This is a genomic window from Streptomyces niveiscabiei (assembly GCF_033794345.1).
Taxonomy (GTDB): Bacteria; Actinomycetota; Actinomycetes; order Streptomycetales; family Streptomycetaceae; genus Streptomyces; species Streptomyces niveiscabiei.
In genome coordinates, this window is sequence record NZ_JARAYJ010000058.1 from 22,598 (window position 1) to 39,612 (window position 17,015).

Here is a 17,015-nt window from a genome sequence, read left to right on the forward strand (position 1 = left end):
TCGCTGAGGGCGGGCGGTGACCTCCAGGGGTCGCCGCCCGCCTCTTTTCCCGCCCCGGCCCTCTTCCCACCCTCGTCTTGTACGTCGTATAGGAACCTTCTACGCTGTACAATATGGCCACCGACCTGACACAGCCGCCGCCCACCGCCGCGCCGGGTCACCCCCAGCGCTGGCTCATCCTCGGCGTGATCGCCCTCGCGCAGCTCACCGTGCTGCTCGACAACACCGTCCTGAACGTCGCGATCCCGTCCCTCAAGAGGGAGTTGGGCGCGAGCACCTCGGACGTCCAGTGGATGATCAACGCGTACTCGCTCGTCCAGGCGGGCCTGCTCCTCACGGCGGGCAGCTCGGCGGACCGGTACGGCCGCAAGAAGATGCTGGTGACCGGCCTCGTCCTGTTCGGCGCCGGGTCCCTCGCCGCCGCCCTCGCCTCGTCCACGGGCCAGCTCATCGCCGCGCGCGCCGGGATGGGCGTAGGGGGTGCCCTCCTCACCACCACGACCCTCGCCCTCGCGATGCAGATCTTCCCGCCCGACGAGCAGCCCAGGGCGATCGGGATCTGGGCTGCGGTGAACTCCCTCGGGTTCGCGGCAGGGCCCTTGATCGGTGGGTTCATGCTCGGTCACTTCTGGTGGGGCGCGATCTTCCTCATCAACCTCCCTGTCGCCGCAGGGGCGTTGGCGGCCGTGCTGGTTCTCGTGCCCGAGTCCAAGAACCCCGAGGGCGACCGGCCCGACCTGCTCGGTGCCGTGCTCTCGACCGTCGGGATGTCGTCCCTCGTCTTCACGATCATCTCCGGGCCGGAGCACGGGTGGTCGTCGGCGCGGGTCCTGGGCAGCGGGGCGGTCGCCGTCGTCGTGCTCGCGGTGTTCGCGTGGTGGGAGAACCGGGTGCCGTACCCCATGCTCGACATGTCCTTCTTCCGTAACCGCCGGTTCACGGGGGCGGTCGCCGGGGCCGTCCTGGTCGTGTTCGGGATGGGCGGGGCGCTGTTCCTCCTCACCCAGCACCTTCAACTAGTCCTCGGCTACGGCCCCTTGGAGGCCGGTTTCCGAACGGCCCCGCTCGCCGCTGTCATCATCCTGCTCAACTTCACGGGCGCTGCCGCGAAGATCACGGTGAAGCTCGGCGGGCCGATGACGATCCTGCTCGGCATGTTCGTCATGGCCTGCGGCCTCGTCTCCATCGGGGTCCTGGGGGAGCGGGGCTACGCCGGCACCCTGCTCGGCCTGGTCCTGATCGGGGTGGGCACAGCGACGGCCAGCCCCGCCATGGGCCACGCGATCATGAGCTCCATACCGCCGGCCAAGGCGGGAGTGGGGGCGGGCATCAACGGGATGCTGGCGGAGTTCGGAATGGGGCTCGGCGTCGCGGTCCTGGGCGCAGTCCTGACCTCCTCACCGAGCCTCGAACAGGGCCTGCGGGAAGGGCAGTTGGTGGGCGCGGTGGCTGTGGCGGCGGGGGGCATGGCGGCCGGCGTACTCCTGCGGCGGGCCGCCGGTACCAAGACGCCCGACCTCGCCGGTCGACCGGGGCGATGAGGTTGCCGCCGAGGGGCGAGTGCCGAGCGGCCGAGGCGATTTCAGGGGTCGGCCATGGCGAAGTCCCGGCGCATCGGCCGGGTTCCCCGAGGTCCTTCGGGGCGTGGCGGGCAGGGGTGCCGGCCAGCCGGTGGGACGGGGCGGTGCGGCGAGGCGGAGTTCGTTTCTCCAGGGCCAGGTCGCTGGAATTCGCAAGAGGCGGTGGCCGCTGAAGGTGAAGCGGGCAGCGGCGTGCGGCAGACCCGGTACCGGAGCCTTTCGGCTCGGCGGTCGCGAGCTCGCCGTCCAGCAGCGGGACGCGCATCCAGGCCGGCAGGTCGATGGCCGTGAGGCTGAGTTCGAGCCGGACGGCGTCGACGGCGAAGCCGTGGGAGGGGAAGCGGCCGAAGCCGGTGGTCCTCGATGCATGTGTGCCCGTGGTGGCGGAGAGGGCGGGCCGACTTCTCAAAAGGTATTGAGCGGCCTTGAATGGAAAAGGTGGCATTTAGCTCTCAATTCCTCTTCTGGGGCCTGTGCTATTGTGCGGCCCCGTCATTCGCGAAGGTGAATGACGTGAAACTTTCCGAGGGAAAGAGTGAAATGTCTATTGCGCGCAGGTATGTGACGGTAGGGGCTGGAGTGATTGCCCTCGTGGTCGCGCTGCCCGTGGCCGCTTCTGCGGATACTCATGGTGGTCGGGCGGCCGGGGCTTCGTGTGTCTCGGACAGGTACGGGCCGGTCGGGGATGTGCTGGCCGGGAAGATAGCGAAGGATATAGACAAGGCCCTGGAGGGCCGCGAAAGTGTGGCTTCGGTTGCGCTCTACGACCGCAAGCACGGAATTTCCTGCACGTTTGATGAAAATAGGCAGCAAGACGCGGCAAGCGTGATCAAGACGGCGATTCTGGGTGCGCTGCTGTTCCAGAACAAGGGCCCGCTGACCGGCGAGGACGACACCCTCGCCAGGAAGATGATCACCGCTTCGGACAATGCCTCGGCGACGGCTCTGTGGCGGAAGCTTTCCGACCTCACGAACCCGTCAGCGCCGAACCCGGTCAGGATTCAGGAATTCCTCGACCGGGCGGGTATGAAGGACACCGTCCTCGACAAGGAAGGCTTCTGGGGCCTCAGCCAGGTCACCGCGAAGGATCAGCTCCAGCTCCTGAAGGTGTTCACGGACAACGGTGACACGGAAGCGCCGGTGCTCACCCGAGAGGCCCGCGCCTACGCACTGGACCTCATGAGCAAAGTCCAGGCCGATCAGCGATGGGGAACTCCGGCCGGAGCGCCCGAGGACGCTGTCGTCCATGTCAAGAACGGTTGGCTCCAGCGCTCCAACAATCCTGATGTGGACCCCTACGACAGGCTCGACTGGAAGGTGAACAGCATGGCCGCGTTCACCGGCGACGCCTACGACTACGGCCTGGTCGTCCTCACCGAGAACAACAGGGTCCCCGCCGGCCGCCCGGCGCAAGAGGGGTGGACCTACGGGATAGGCACCATCGAAGGCGTGGCCCGCGCGGTCCACCACGGCCTGTACCCGCTGGAGTCCTCTTCCCAGGTCCTCCGCCCCTCCCGGCAGAGCCTGATCAAGCAGCTCACGTTGCAGCCCGCTCAGCCCAAGTGAGCCGAGGCCTCAACACCCCTGCTGCCTGCGGAAGTTGACCTCCGCCCGCATGCCCACCTCCCAGGACGACCCCGCGCCCCTTTATGGTGTTGCAATGGGCACAAATCGGGAGGTGGGCCTGTGACCAGGCAAAGTGTGTGGCTCGCCGACAAGGAACGCCGCCGGAAGTCGAACCAGCCCACCGGCCTGGACCGCCCCCGCATCACCTCCGCCACCGTCCGCCTCCTCGACGCGGAGGGCCTCGACAAGTTCTCCATGAGGCGGCTGGCCACCGAGCTGAACGTCACCGCGATGTCGGTCTACTGGTACGTCGAGACGAAGGACGAACTCCTCGAACTGGCCCTCGACGAGGTCTACGGCGAGGTCCCCCTCCCCCCGGTGTCCGACGACTGGCAGACCGACGTACGCCAACTCGCCACCTGGTACCGCACGTTGCTGGTCCGCCACCCCTGGGCGTCCCCCTTGGGCGGCCGTTTCCTCAACATCGGCCCCCACTCCCTGACCTTCGCCCGGGCCGTCCAACACGCCGTCCGCAGAACGAACTTGCCCCCCGAGGACCTCACCGGCGTCATCGCCGCCGTCTTCCAGTTCGTGTACGGCTTCGGCACGATGGAAGCCCACTTCTTCGCCCAGACCGCCGAGTCGGGCCTCTCCCCCGACGCCTACTACCGCCAGTCCCTCGACCTCTTCAACGCGAGCACGGACATGGCTCAAATGGCGGAGGAGACGAAGGACTTGGTGGCGGCGAGGGGCGCGTTCACGATCGTCGAGATGCACAACCGGGACTTCGGCTTCGCGCTGGACCTGCTGCTGGCGGGCATCCAGGCGATGATGGACCGCCGCCGCTGACCGCCGGCCCCGCCCGCCGCCCGCACCGCCCGGCTGCGGCCCGCGCTCACCCGTCGATCACCTCGGCGACCCCGCCGCGCAGCCGCCACGCCTTCGCCCCGCCGAGCACGGCGTGGACCAGAGTGCTCGCGCGCTCCCGGTCGTACGGCGTCCCGGTCACCTCCTGTACGCGCGGCCCGGTTCCCTCGGCCTGGGCGATCAGGGCGTCCCGCACCTGGGTCGGTACGAGGAACGAGGCGCGGGCCTGCGCGTAGCCGCGTGCCGCCGACTCCACGGCCCAGGTCCCGTCGCCGCGGCGCTGCCGGTCGACCGCGCCCGCCAGCGCTCCGGTGTCGTCGGGGCCGCCCGCCCACACCATCGAGGCCAGCCAGCCGTTGCGGCACTTCAGGACCGACTGGGCGATGGGCGCGCTGCCGGACGACCCGCGCACCGCCGCGGCCAGCGGGGCGCGCGGGCTGACCAGGGCCTCCAGCACGTGCGACGCCCAGGGGTCGACGGGTGCCTCGGCGGGTCCGGGGAGCAGGAAGCTCACGCCGTACGCCTCCGGTGGCGCCCCGTGGCCACGCCGCGGCCGGTCCGCCCCCGGTGGCGTCGGCTCGGGGGCTCGCGCCGGCTCCGGCGGGCCGGCCAGCGCCGCGGCGGCCCGCTCCGCGAGTTCCTCCTCGGGAAGGTCCCCGACCACCGTGAGGGTCACGAGGCCGGGGCGGTACGCCGTGCCGAGCAGGCCGTCCACGTGCGTTCGGCCGACCCGGTCGATGGTGGCGGCCGTGGCGTCGTGCTCGGCCGCGAGCCCCGTCCCGGGCGCGAGGGCGGCGGCCACGGCGGCGCCGATGTGCCAGGTCGGCTGGACCGCGCTGACCTCCAGTTCATGCCGTACGGCACGCCGTTCCTGGGCGAGGGCGTCGGCGTCGTACCAGGCGTCCGTCGTCCCGTGCGGCAGCAGGGCGGCGAGCGCGCGGAAGGCGTCCGCCGCCTGCGGCACCAGCGCCTCGGTCTGGAAGACCGTGGAGTGGCACCGGGTGAAGGCCGAGATCCCCGGGGCGCCCCGCACCGCGTACTGAGCGCGCCGGGCCGCCAGGTGCTCCGTCACGTGGGCCGTCCCGGCACCGTCGTGGGGGTCCACGGCGAAGCCCGCCGGTACGGCGAGGCCCAGGGCCAGATACGGCGCGCCCGGCATCCGGGCGGCGAGCACCCCGGGCCTCTCGGCGTAGGACGGGGACGGTGGCTGAGCGGTCGTCGTGGTCACCAGATCTCCTCGGTCAGGTCGGGCATCCCCTCGGGGACCGGCCCGTGCAGGAACCAGGCGGGCCTGCCGGCGACGGCGAGCGGGAAGAGGGTGCTCTCCAGTCCGTCCGGGCCGTCCGGGCCGTCCAGTCCGTCCGACGTGAACGTCGTCTCCAGCCACCCCCGTCCCAGCGCGTCGACCTCCAGCCCGGCGCGGGCTCTCGCCAGGGCGACGGTCCGGTCCAGGCGGATCCGTCCCAGGGTGTCCACGGCGGTCTCCCGGTCGGCCCGCTCCGTGGTCAACGCCCGTACCTCGGAGGCGAGTTGCCGAGCGCACTCCTGCGCGTAGGGGGCGGTGGTACTGACAGCGGCGATGAGCGCGGTCCGCCCGGCGCGGACCAGAGGGACGGCCATCGAGCCGTAGCACAGGGCCCGCTGATGGCGGAGCCGGGTCGCGAGACGGCCGAGCTGCGGGGTTCCCAGCACGGCTGCGGCGGCCGAGGCCCGGGCCTGCGCGTGCGGACCGCTCAGGGGCACCGCGAGGCCCACGAGCAGCCGTGCGCCGTCGGCGGGCGCGGCCACGGTGGACGCCGTCCACGGCCGCTGCCCCCAGCGGCGGATCACGAACGATCCCTCCGCGACCTCCCCCACACGCACCCCACCGGCCCACTCGCCCAGCAGGCCATTCAGGTCCCTGACGGAACCGTCGATGGCCCCGGCAGCCCGCCCAGCCCCGTCCCCCCAGTACGCCCCATGACGGCTGTCCCCCCACCCGGCCCGCTCCAGTCCGTGCACCATCACCTCCCCGGGATCGGCGAGTGCGGCCTGTGCCGAGCTGTTCAGGGCCCGCCGCAGGGAGGCCAGGAGCCGTTCGTCGGGGTGGGCGGTCTTCAGCGCGGCCACCACCGTGCCGGGCTCCCCCACCCCGTGGACGTGGACGGTGTGCGGCGCGACGACGACGCGGGCGTGCGGCGTGTCCCGCGCGAGCAGCAGGCGCAGCAGTAGCGCGCCGAGCGCGGCCAGCCCCGGCGGACGGTCGGCGAACCCGCCGGGCAGGACGAGAACGGGGGCGGCGACGGGGGCCTCCCGGGTTTGTGTCATGACGAGTTCCTTGTGCGGTCGTACGTTCGTGGCGGACCCGGCGGGAGCTTCAGGGACTCTCCGGCAGGCCCGGTGCCGGTCCCCGGGACAGGAGCAGCACGATCGCCCCGGCCGACACCACCGCCCCGGCCCCCAGCACCACCGCGGGGGAGGAGACGGTCACGAGAAAGGGCAGCCCGACCGAGGACGCCGCGAGCCCCGCGTTGGTCACCGAGCGGCGCAGCGCGATGATCTGGCCGATGAGATGGCCGGGTACCCCCTGCTGCCAGGCGATGCTCGCCCCCACGACGACCAGCGCGTTGGCACTGCCCGCGGCGAGCCCGCTCACCAGGACGGCGGCCATGGGCGCGGTGGACACGGCGAGCGCGGCGAGCGCGGCCAGGGCGAGGGCGAAGGCGCCGGCCGACATCGCCCGGTGGGGCAGGGCGCGCCAGCGGGGCAGGAGGACGCCCGAGACCAGCAGCCAGGAGACGCCGACGGCGCTCGGGTACCAGCTGCTGAGCTCCGCGTCGGAGTGGCGGGCGGCCGTCTGCATGACGACGACGCTCAGCCCTCCGCCGAAGCAGAAGTAGGCGGCCTCCGCGAGCATCAGCCGGCGCAGCGCGGGCTCGGCGCGCACCGTGCGGTGGCCGAGCGTCAGGTGGGGCCGCTCGGGCGGGTCCGCCGCCGCTTTGCCCGGGGCGGGGCGCAGCAGCGGCCAGGGCAGCAGCACCGTGGCGCTGACCAGGAAGGACAGCGCGTTGAGCAGCAGCGTCGAGGTGAGCCCGTACCGGGTGAACAGCGCGGCACCGAGAGGGGGGCCCAGGACGGACGCCGCGCCGCTCAGCGTGGCGAGACGGACCGTGGCCTTCGCCAGCGCGCTGCCGGGGACCGTCTCGCGCAGCAGCCCCTGGAAGGCCGGGACGGAGATCGCGCCGAGCACCGACAGGGCGACCGAGCCGACGAGGACGACCGGCACGGAGTGGAACAGGAGCGCGCCCGCGAGGCTGACGCCGACGGCCGCCGCCGACAGCAGCTCGCACCACAGCAGCAGGGCACGCCGGGGGAACCTGTCCGCGACGACCCCGGCCCACGGCGCGAGCACGATGAGGGGAAGCGTGTTGACGGCGAAGGCGACGCCTGAGGTGACGGTCGATCCGGTCGTGGCGAGCACCCACAGCGGCAGCACCATGGTCTGCGCCTCGGTGCCGAGCATCGAGGCGGTCTGTCCTGCCGACAGGAGGGTGAACCCGGCGCCCGGCCGTTGCGCGGGCGCGGTCCTCGGGGAGGGGGAGGCCACTGCCTCTCCCGTCATCGGCTCGCCGCCGTGAGCCCCGCGGTCTGCGCGTAGATCTCGGGCTTGGTGAGCCGTACGGGCCGGCGGCCGAGGGTGTCGGAGACCACCGCGGCGAACCGGTCGAGGGCGTCGAGGGCCCGGCTGTCGGGGGTGTTGACCTCCGCCTCGAACCACCAGAAGAACGACGGCCGCGCGTCGGGGTCGCCGGCCGGCCAGATCTGCGTGGTGTCCAGGGTGATCGGCAGGGGGAAGCCGAAGGGCAGCCGCATGGTCATCTTCCGGCGGCGCTGGACGACGCGGACGAAGGGCTGGAGGTCGACGTCCTCCGTCAGGGACAGCCGCTGGTACAGGCGGTCGATCGGGGCGCAGTCCCTGGTCCGCAGCCGCCGCGAGAACGCCTGATGGGGCATCATCTCCCCGAACTCCAGGGCTTCCCGGCGGTCTTGGCACCAGCGCACGGTCTCCTTCAGCTCCAGCCATCCGGTGCCCTTCAGCGCCCCGTAGTTGATCAGGGCGCGCAGGTTCAGGCCGTTGCGGTCGAGCAGCTGGTCGGGGGTGTCGAAGTGCAGGGCCGACTGGACCAGGGTGTAGAGGCGGGCCGACTCCGCGCCGGCCGCCTCGCCGGCCTTCTCCAGCCAGGAGGTCAGCAGGGCGTCACCACTCTCCGGGTGAGTGGGGTCGGCGTCCTCGAACAGGTCGTCCACGCGCCACTTGTACTCGAACTCAAGCCCCATCTCGGTCCTGGGTACGGCTTCTTGTTCGCTCGGCTGAGGCATCACGGCACGGACTCCATCGGTTCGTCGTCTATTCCGGGGCGCGGAGAGGAGGGCGCGGAGAGGTGGGCGCGGGGGGAATGGTGAACACGTCGCACGCGTGGGCCGGCAGTCCGGACTGTTCCCGGCAGGCGGCCACCACCGCCTGTGCGGCCTCGGGCGGCGGGCGGAAGTGCCCCGACTTGAGGTTGGCGACGATGCCGCCCAGCCCCGCCCCGGTCTCCGTGCCGAGGATGGGCACGATCTCCCCCGCGGCGAGGACCCGGCGCCGGTCGGGTACGAGCATGGGGTGGCCGACGGTCCAGCGGCCGACGACCACTTTGTCCCGGCCGACCAGCATCTGGGCCATGGTGAAGGGGTGGTCCCACACGAGCAGGGCGCCCGTGTCGTCGACGACGTACATGTAGCCGACGGGACGGTTGCCCACCGCCGGGCGCCACCTGTCGAGCGGGACGACCTGGTGCCGGATCAGCTCGGCGGCCTCCGCGTACCGCCGCTCGAACACGGCACCGTCGTACTCGATGACCCCGGGGGCCGAGGGCGGTCTGTGCACCGGGGTCGACATCTCGGCCGGGAAGGGGTCCTGGTCGTAGAGCGACTGTATTTTCGCGCACAATATCCCGCGTCTTTCCGCGAGGATTTCGTGGGCCGCCGCTTCTGTTTTTCCGAGCAATGCGGTGCGTACGGTGGCGAGCTGTTCGTAGAGAAAGAAGACCCGGGCCTGTGAGCGCTCGCCGAAGCGGGCGGTCAGGTCCTCCTCGATCCCGTCGAGCCGGTCCAGTTGGGCCTCGGCCTGGCCCTTCAGCATCGTGCGTCGTCCCCTCGGCAGTCGTGGAACCGCTGAAGTCCGGTAACTTGGGGGCCAAGGGCCCGCGGCACTTGGTCTGCCGCGGGCCCTTGCCGTTTCAGCGACCTCAGATGGTCTTGCTCGCCTGGGTGGCCGTGAGCAGCTCGCTGGTGTCGGAGTCCAGAGCCATGTTCTCCAGCTCCTCGACGAGAGCGTCAATGCGGTCCTGCATGGTGCACCTCCACTGTTGTATCTCGGTGCCTCCGGGTTCTCCCGGGGCGATTCGAAGACTATTCAGCCCGGCGCGCCGGAGTCAATAACTAATTACTCCTTGGTGAATCCTTTGCCTTTTGTCGCTGGATTTTTCATCCGAAATAAGCGAGCAATAAAGAGATGCTCGATCCCGCTCCCGCCCATAATCGAAGGCGTAAGGCCGGCGGCCTGGCGCGGCATTCTGAACACCCGGCGCGCGGCCGGGCTCGACGGCCCCCGGTCGGCCCCCACCTGGACCGATGCCGGAGGGGGTGCGCACCGTTGACTTCCCGAACAAGATTGCTTAGCTTTCAACTGAATCCTTCTCGGATTCCTCCTCTCCTCCCCCCACGAAGACTCAGAGGGTGCGTATGGCCGTCGTCACGAAGGAAATAGCGTTCCGATCGGACCCCCGCTTCGGGCCCGGGACGTAGACGCTCCGGCGTCGGGACAAGCACGTCGAATGCGCCGGTACGAGCGCGCCTTTCGGATTCTCTCCGGGCGCGCCCGGTCCCATGCCCAAAAGAAAGGCCACCCACGATATGGCGGATGTCATGGTCCGTCCTGAAGACGACGCCGAAGGCACGGACAAGAGATTCGAGATAGCGGCTTTCCGGTACAGCCTGATCCGGGAAGCGCTCGACCACGATCTGAGCCCGTTACAACGCGGTCGCCTGGTTCGCCGGCAGGCCGCGACGGAACACATCGACCCGTTCGGCCGCCGGGTACGCGTCTCCCGCCAGACGCTCGACCGGTGGATACGCGACTGGCGGCGCGCGGGCTTCGAAGCACTCGTGCCCCGCCAGCGCCGTGTGGTCTACCGCACCCCGGACAACGTCCTGGCCCTGGCCACGGTGCTCAACTCGGAGAACCCCTCCCTGAGCGTCGACGAGATCCTGAGTCTCCTGCGGGCCCGCTTCGGCTGGGCCCCCTCGGCCAGCACGCTCCAGCGCCACCTCCCCCACCTGGCGGCCACCGATGACACGACGGCCGACTGAACCGCGCACGGACGTGCGAAGCCCCTGACGCCAGGGCCCGCGCCGACGAGGCGGTCACACCCCGCGAACTCCTGGAGTCCGCGGGGTGATTGCCGTCCTGGCGCTGGTCCCGCCCCCCTGCGGGCCGGCCGGGGACCGGGGCCGGAGCCGCGGTCCCCGGCCCCGCTCAGAAGAGGTCCGGGCACCACGGCCGGGTGGGCGTGCGCAGCATGGCGTCGGCCCTGCGGACGGCACCCGCCCGGTGTTCCCGGAGCCGGCCCAGCGCCGCGAGCCGCACCGCCGACATGTCACCCAGCCACAGCGACGCCAGCTCGGCCACGTCCAGGGTGAGATCGGCGTCGCGGGTCGTCGGCTCGCAGGAGGCGCCCTCGGCGGACGCGTCCAGCAGGTACCGGCCGCCGGTCAGCCCGGCCCCGTCGACGATCTCCAGGACCAGCGTGCCCGGCACCTGGTACGTCCGTGCCTCCAGGGCCCGTACGACGTCCAGGATCCGTACCCACAGCCAGTCCGCCTGCGTGACGATGCTCGCCGCGCGCGGGTCCGGCAGGAGGAGCGGGAGCAGGTCGTCAGGGGAGCGCGCGCCCGACTTCACCCGGGTGATCCAGTCGATGGAGCACAGGTAGTGCCACAGGGCGCGCTCCGCGGCCGGGGTCGCCGAGAGCAGCCATCGCACCGAGGCCGTGTCGAGGGGCTGCTTGGCGTCGCTCCACGTGTCGTCCGCCGTGTAGGAGACCAGGCCGTCGACCTCGCCGGCCGCCGAGTAGTACACGGCGTAGAAGGGCTCGGTCCACTCCAGGAGCGGTCGCAGCACCCCGGTGTACACGTGCCACCAGTGGTCCGGCCGGCTGACGGCACCGGGCTGGGCGCGGCGCAGCCGCTCGTGCAGCCCGGGTCCGAGCTTGCGGACCTCGTCCCGGTCGATCAGCTCGATCCGGCCGCCGGCCAGGGGGACCGTGTGGCGCGGGTCGAAGCCGGCGCGCGGGACGTCGATGCTCCACTCGGTCATCGTGGTGGCGGGGCCGAAGCCGTAACGGCCGTAGATGCGGTACTCGGCGGCCACCAGCGTGGCGACGACGTCCCCGCGGTCCTTGGCGGCCTTGAGGTCGTCGGACACCATGCGGGTGAGCAGTCCGCGGCGACGGTGAGTGGGGGACACCGTCACGTTGGAGATGGCGTCGGCGGGCACCTGGGCGCCGCCGACGGCGGTGAGTTCCTGGGGGAAGGAGTGGTAGGTGGCCACGCACCGGCCCGCGTCGAAGGCGCCGTACGCGCGGGACGTGCCGATCATGGTCCGGCGGGCGGCGAGCTGTTCCTCAGTGGCGGTGGGGGTACGCAGGAAGCCCGTGTCGAGGGCGCGCGTCCACTCGGGCAGTTCTGAGTCGCTTATCAGATGAACATCCACACGATCATGGTGCCTCTGAAATGTTCTGCCGGGCTATGCGGAAACGATCAAGGAAAGGGCAAAGTCCCTGATCGGAGACGTCGTATCAGGCGCCCGGCGTTCCCAGTCGCGCCGGGAATCCCCCCGTGGCCACCGGCCCCCACCGCTCCGGGGTGACCCGGATGATCGACTTCCCCTGCCGGACCATCGCCTCCCGGTATTCGTCCCAGTCCGGATGCTCCCCGGCGATGTTCCGGTAGTACTCCACCAACGGCTCGACGGAATCCGGCGAGTCGACGACCTCCGCCACTCCGTCGATCTGCACCCACGCCCCGTTCCACTCGTCGCTCAGCACCACGACGCTCACCCGCTCGTCCCGCTTCGCGTTCCGCGTCTTGGCCCGCTCGGGGTACGTGGACATCACGATCCGCCCCGAGTCGTCGACCCCGCAGGCCAGCGGGGACGCCTGCGGCCCCCCGTCCCCCCGCCGAGTGATCAACAGTGCCCGATGCCGGGGCCGTACGAATGCGAGGAGCTCTTCGAGGGACACGCGCGTGTTCGTAGCGATAGCCATGCCCCCACCCTAGGAGCACGCCCCTCACCCGGTGGGCAAGGACTCCCCCTGTACGGCCTGCACATCGAGCTCGACCCGCAGCGTGGTCCCGATCGCGGCGATCCCGGCAGCGACGACCTGGTTGTAGTTCATCGCGAAGTCCTCCCGCCGCAACTCGGCGGTGGCCCGGAACGCGGCCCGCGTCCCACCCCACGGATCGCCCCCGGTCCCGAGGTAGGAGAGATCGAGATCGACGCCCCGCACGACGCCCCGCATGTTCAACTCCCCGTGCACGGTCCACCGGTCGACCCCGGCGACGCTCAACCCCGTTGAGGTGTAGGTGATCTCGGGATGGTTCTCGACGTCGAGGAAGTCGGCGGACTTCAGATGCCCGTCCCGCATCGCGTTCCCGGTGTCGATGGACGCGGCCCGAATCACCGCCTCCACCCGGGACTTGGTCACATCGTCGGGCGCGACCTCGATCGAAGCGCTGAACTCCGTGAACCGCCCCCGCACGCTGGAGATCCCGAGATGCTGGGCGACGGCGCTCACCGCGGAGTGCGCGGGATCGACGGTCCAGGGCCCCGGCGGCGGCAACTCCTCGCCGCCCTGCCGCGCGAGCACGACGTTGCCGACGTCCGCGCGCCCACTGGCGGTCACCAACGCCGTGGAAGCCGCGGGCGCGTACCCCACGGCGGTGATGATGACGGTGTGCGCCCCCGGCGCGAGCGGCACGGAGTCCCGCACCACACCCTCGTCGTCCGCCTCGGCCCGCACCACCTGCGTACCGGTCATGTCGGTCACCGTCACGACGGCATGGGACACGGCCCACCCGTCCTTCGTCCGGATCCTCGCGCTCAACGCCATGTCACAACTCCTCTGAAAGTCTGCGAGTCTGCCGAAAAAGGGCCCGCGGCGGGGAATGGCTACCCCACCACGGGCCCCTGCTCACTGCCGGTTCACTCGCCCGGGTGGCCGAGTTCGATGTCGTGCCCGTCGACCCCGTGCCCGGCGACGGTCAGCCCGGCGGCGACCGGCGGATACCCGGTGGCGATGACGGTGTACTCACCGCTGTCGAGGTCGGAGAAGGCGTACGCGCCGTCGGTGCCGGTGGTGGAGGTCCCGACGACGTTCCCGGCGGCGTCGACGAGCGTCACACGGGCGTCGGCGAGGGGACCGTGCGGCGCGCGGACGACGCCCTGGAGGTGCGCGCCGGCGTCGAGGACGACCTCCGCGCGGGTCACCCCGGTGACCCCGATCTCGACGGGCAGCGCGCGCGGCCGGAACCCGCTCGCGTTGACGGCGACGGTCACCGCGCCCGGCACCAACTCCCCGAAGGAGAACTCGCCGTGTTCCCCGGTCGTCCCGGTCGCGAGCAGATCGCCGCGTACGTCGGTGACGACGACCATCGCGTCCTTGACGCCGTCCCCGCCCTCGGCGGCCCGGACGACCCCGGCGAGGCCGCTGGTGCCGCTGAGCAGGATGTCGTACGCGACCGGCTCGCCGTTCACGACGATCGTGGACGCCTGCGGCTGGAACCCGTCGGCGGAGGCGATGAGGACGTACGAGCCGGAGCCGGGCGCGTCGAGGCCGTAGGAACCGTCCGACTGGGCGACCGCGCGGCCGAGTTGGCGACCGGCGAGGGAGATGAGGGTGACGGCGGCGGAGGGGACGGGGGCGTTCTCGGCGCCGCGTACGTAGCCGTGGATGGCGGTGCCGTCCGGCCCGCTGCCGACGCTGGCGGTGGCAACGGCCTTGGTCTGCACGGCAGTTGCTCCGACGAGCGCCGGGACCTTCTCCTCGGCTTCGGCCCACGAAGGCGTCGAGACCGGAGCCGTGGTTTCAACGGCGGCCTGCGCAGCCGCACTTGGGGCCACCGGAGCCTCGTCCACACCGGCCGCCTGCGCGATGGCACCCGTCGTCCGCAACGGGACCTCCTTGATGAACAGGGTCACGAAGAACGCGAGGAACGCGATGGGAGCGACGTACAGGAAGATGTCCGCGATGCCGTGCCCGTACGCGCTCTCCAGCCACGTACGCACCGGCCCCGGAAGGGAGTTCATGTCCGGCAGCGCGCTGGACCCGGTCGCCTTCGCGGCGGCGGCCTGCGCCTGCGGGTCGAGGGAGGTGATCGTGTCCTTGGCGTAGTGCGTGATGCGGGTCGACATCACGGACCCGAGCGCGGCGACGCCGACGGCTCCGCCGAGGGAGCGGAAGAAGGTCACCGTCGAGCTGGCGGCGCCGAGTTCGTGCGGGGCGACCTGGTTCTGCGTGGAGAGGACCAGGTTCTGCATCATCATGCCGACGCCGAGGCCCATGACGGCCATGAAGAGGCCGATCTTCCAGTAGTCGGTGTCGTAGCGCATCGTGCCGATCAGCCCGAGCCCGGCGGTCAGCAGCGCGCCGCCGGAGACCAGCCACGCCTTCCACTTGCCGGTCTTCGTGATGACCTGCCCGGAGACGGTGGAGGCGACGAACAGGCCCGCGATCATCGGGATCGTCATCACCCCGGACATCGTCGGGGACTTGTCGCGCGCGAGCTGGAAGTACTGGCTGAAGAAGACGGTTCCGGAGAACATCGCGATGCCGACGAACAGCGAGGCGATCGAGGCGAGCGTGATGGTCCGGTTCCTGAACAGGTGCAGCGGGATGATCGGTTCGCTGGCCTTGGCCTCGACGAACACGAAGACCGCAGCGAGCACCAGCGAGCCGCCGACCATCGTGTACGTCTGCCACGACAGCCAGTCGTACTTGTCGTCCGCGAACGTCACCCAGATGAGCAGCAGGCTGACGGCGGCGGTGATGAAGAACGCGCCCGCCCAGTCGACCTTCACCTGACGCTTGGTCTCCGGCAGGTGCAGCGTCTTCTGGATAACGGCCAGCGCGATCACCGCGAACGGCACACCCACGTACAGGCACCAGCGCCACCCCAGCCAACTGGTGTCGGTGATGACGCCGCCGATCAGCGGGCCGCCGACGGTCGCCACGGCGAACGTCGCGCCGAGGTAGCCGGAGTACCGGCCGCGCTCACGCGGCGAGATCATCGCGGCCATGATGATCTGCGCGAGCGCGGTCAACCCACCGGCCCCGAGCCCCTGAACGACGCGCGCGCCGATCAACATCCCCGAGTTCTGGGAGAGTCCGGCGAGGACCGACCCCACGATGTAGACGACCAGGGCTATTTGGACGAGCGCCTTCTTGCTGACGAGGTCGGCGAGCTTGCCCCACAGGGGAGTCGAGGCGGTCATCGCGAGCAGCGCGGCCGTCACGACCCACGTGTACGCGGACTGCCCGCCGCCGAGATCCTTGATGATCTTCGGCAGCGCGTTCGTCACGATCGTCGACGACAGGATCGCCGCGAACATCCCGAGCAGCAGCCCGGAGAGGGCCTCCATGATCTGCCGGTGGGACATGGGGGCGTGTGCGTGGGGTGCCGGGGGCGGGGCCCCGTGCTTGCCGTGGGCCCGCACACCGGGCGGTGTGGTGGTAGCCATGGGGTTCCTTGTCTTATGTGGTCGCGGGTGTACGGGTGGGTCGTCGGCGCGGGGGAGGCGGCGGGGGCGGCTCGGGCCGTACGGCGCTCTGGCGCCCCGGCTTGCAGTCGAACTCGCCGCGCAGCCGGGTCAGCAGCCGCGTCAGCTGGTCGACGTCCTTCGCGGACCAGCCGTCCAGCCGCTCGGCGAGCAACTCCACGCTCCGCTGCGAGAGTTCGGCGAGCTTGTCGAGCCCGGCGGGGGTGAGCCGCAGGATGCGGGACCGTTTGTCGGCGGGGTCGGCGGCGCGCTCGATCCAGCCCCGGTCCACGAGGTGGGCGACGTGCCTGCTGCTCACGGACATGTCCACGGCGAGCAGCTCGGCGAGGTGCGTCATCCGCATCTCCCCGTACCGCCCCAGCAGCCCCAGCACCGCCATCGACCCCGCGGGGCAGTCCGGCGGCAGAATCCGCTCCAGCTCCCGCTTCACGGCCCCGAAGGCGCTGAGCTGACGAGCCAGCTCCGAGAACTGCGCCTGCCCGGTCATCCCTGCCTCCCTCTTTTCGTTGCCTGGAGCAACCGTACGAGCAGTTGGTTGCTACAGGCAAACAAAAGGACGCTTGGGCCGTCAAAAACTTGGCAAAGGCAAGTATTGCGGGAGTAAACGCGCAGTTGGGAGACCCCGCCGCAGCCCCCCGAACCCCCGTACCGGAACCCCCGATTGGGCCCCCACCCGCCACTTCGCTAACCTCTCGACGCATGGCCGACAACCAGAACCCGCAGGGCAATTACGACCCCGCCGGCAGCACCCAGATGTTCCGCGCGTTCGTCGACGAGGGCGCCCCCCAGGCGTCGTCCCCGGCGGCCACCCCCACCACCTCCTCCGGCCCCCGCGTCGGCCTCATCGCCGTCGTCGTGGCGGCCGTCGTGGTCGTGGCGGCGGTGGCGTGGCTCGCCTTCAAGTAGCCCACCGAGGAGCCACCCCCGACCTCAGGCCCGCGCCCCCCGAAACCCGAACGGGACGGCGCGGGCCTGATCGCGTCCCCTTCACGCGGAGGCCAGCCTCATCCGCCCGGTCATCAGGACCTCGTGGTTCGCGAACGGCGCGCCGAGTTCGTACCGCCGCCCGATGACGGCGTCCCACGCCGTGCGCGGCTGTTCCCCCACCGGTACGACCCTGGCCCGGTACGCCTGCGTCAGGA

Annotated in this window: 15 protein-coding genes; 5 read left to right on the forward strand and 10 right to left on the reverse strand. The window is 71.0% G+C overall.

The window, feature by feature from the left end; genetic code table 11:
* Nucleotides 1–104: 104 nt before the first annotated feature.
* The 3 genes from PV682_RS41190 (at nt 105) to PV682_RS41200 (ending at nt 3,995) form a co-directional block, all read left to right on the forward strand.
* On the forward strand, nt 105–1,541 hold the full coding sequence (locus PV682_RS41190; protein WP_407705827.1) for an MFS transporter: 1,437 nt from the start codon (nt 105–107) through the stop codon (nt 1,539–1,541).
* Nucleotides 1,542–2,093: 552 nt separating this feature from the next.
* A complete protein-coding gene (locus PV682_RS41195) occupies nt 2,094–3,146 on the forward strand; it encodes a serine hydrolase (RefSeq protein WP_319737670.1) in 1,053 nt (350 codons plus the stop codon).
* A gap of 120 nt (nt 3,147–3,266) precedes the next feature.
* Complete coding sequence (locus PV682_RS41200; RefSeq protein ID WP_319737671.1) at nt 3,267–3,995, forward strand: TetR/AcrR family transcriptional regulator; 729 nt, start codon at nt 3,267–3,269, stop codon at nt 3,993–3,995.
* A gap of 46 nt (nt 3,996–4,041) precedes the next feature.
* On the opposite strand, the gene PV682_RS41205 is transcribed toward PV682_RS41200, so the two are convergent.
* The 5 genes from PV682_RS41205 to PV682_RS41225 are packed head-to-tail and all read right to left on the reverse strand — an operon-like array spanning nt 4,042 to nt 9,177.
* Nucleotides 4,042–5,241, reverse strand: coding sequence for a peptidase M16 family protein (locus PV682_RS41205; protein ID WP_319737673.1), 1,200 nt, complete (start codon nt 5,239–5,241; stop codon nt 4,042–4,044).
* The gene (locus PV682_RS41210; protein WP_319737675.1) at nt 5,238–6,320 is read right to left on the reverse strand and encodes a hypothetical protein; all 1,083 of its coding nucleotides are present in this window, start codon (nt 6,318–6,320) and stop codon (nt 5,238–5,240) included. Before PV682_RS41210 ends, PV682_RS41205 begins: the two co-directional genes overlap by 4 nt.
* Before the next feature lie 49 nt (nt 6,321–6,369).
* Nucleotides 6,370–7,599 carry an MFS transporter gene (locus PV682_RS41215; protein ID WP_319737677.1) on the reverse strand — a complete coding sequence of 410 codons (1,230 nt, stop codon included), beginning with the start codon at nt 7,597–7,599 and terminating at the stop codon, nt 6,370–6,372.
* Between the two features lie 11 nt (nt 7,600–7,610).
* Nucleotides 7,611–8,372: a CYTH domain-containing protein gene (locus PV682_RS41220; protein WP_319737679.1), complete on the reverse strand. Its 762-nt coding sequence runs from the start codon at nt 8,370–8,372 to the stop codon at nt 7,611–7,613.
* A gap of 28 nt (nt 8,373–8,400) precedes the next feature.
* Nucleotides 8,401–9,177 (reverse strand): hypothetical protein, encoded by a 777-nt coding sequence (locus PV682_RS41225; protein WP_319737681.1) that lies wholly within the window; start codon nt 9,175–9,177, stop codon nt 8,401–8,403.
* 785 nt (nt 9,178–9,962) lie between these two features.
* Between PV682_RS41225 and PV682_RS41230 the strand changes: the two genes are divergently transcribed.
* Complete coding sequence (locus tag PV682_RS41230; RefSeq protein ID WP_319737683.1) at nt 9,963–10,406, forward strand: helix-turn-helix domain-containing protein; 444 nt, start codon at nt 9,963–9,965, stop codon at nt 10,404–10,406.
* A gap of 166 nt (nt 10,407–10,572) precedes the next feature.
* On the opposite strand, the gene PV682_RS41235 is transcribed toward PV682_RS41230, so the two are convergent.
* The 5 genes from PV682_RS41235 to PV682_RS41255 form a co-directional block, all read right to left on the reverse strand.
* Nucleotides 10,573–11,808, reverse strand: a complete 1,236-nt coding sequence (locus PV682_RS41235; RefSeq protein ID WP_319737684.1) for a GNAT family N-acetyltransferase — start codon at nt 11,806–11,808, stop codon at nt 10,573–10,575.
* An 85-nt stretch (nt 11,809–11,893) separates the two neighbouring features.
* A complete protein-coding gene (locus PV682_RS41240) occupies nt 11,894–12,361 on the reverse strand; it encodes a PPOX class F420-dependent oxidoreductase (protein ID WP_319737686.1) in 468 nt (155 codons plus the stop codon).
* 24 nt (nt 12,362–12,385) lie between these two features.
* Entirely contained in the window at nt 12,386–13,165 is a 780-nt protein-coding gene (locus tag PV682_RS41245; protein WP_319737694.1) for a YceI family protein, read from the reverse strand.
* A 134-nt stretch (nt 13,166–13,299) separates the two neighbouring features.
* The gene (locus PV682_RS41250; protein ID WP_319737688.1) at nt 13,300–15,834 is read right to left on the reverse strand and encodes an MFS transporter; all 2,535 of its coding nucleotides are present in this window, start codon (nt 15,832–15,834) and stop codon (nt 13,300–13,302) included.
* A 13-nt stretch (nt 15,835–15,847) separates the two neighbouring features.
* Nucleotides 15,848–16,360, reverse strand: a complete 513-nt coding sequence (locus PV682_RS41255; protein ID WP_319737691.1) for a MarR family winged helix-turn-helix transcriptional regulator — start codon at nt 16,358–16,360, stop codon at nt 15,848–15,850.
* Nucleotides 16,361–16,572: 212 nt separating this feature from the next.
* On the opposite strand from PV682_RS41255, the gene PV682_RS41260 reads away from it, so the two are divergent.
* Nucleotides 16,573–16,779 (forward strand): hypothetical protein, encoded by a 207-nt coding sequence (locus tag PV682_RS41260; RefSeq protein WP_319737692.1) that lies wholly within the window; start codon nt 16,573–16,575, stop codon nt 16,777–16,779.
* The last annotated feature ends 236 nt before the right edge of the window (nt 16,780–17,015 follow it).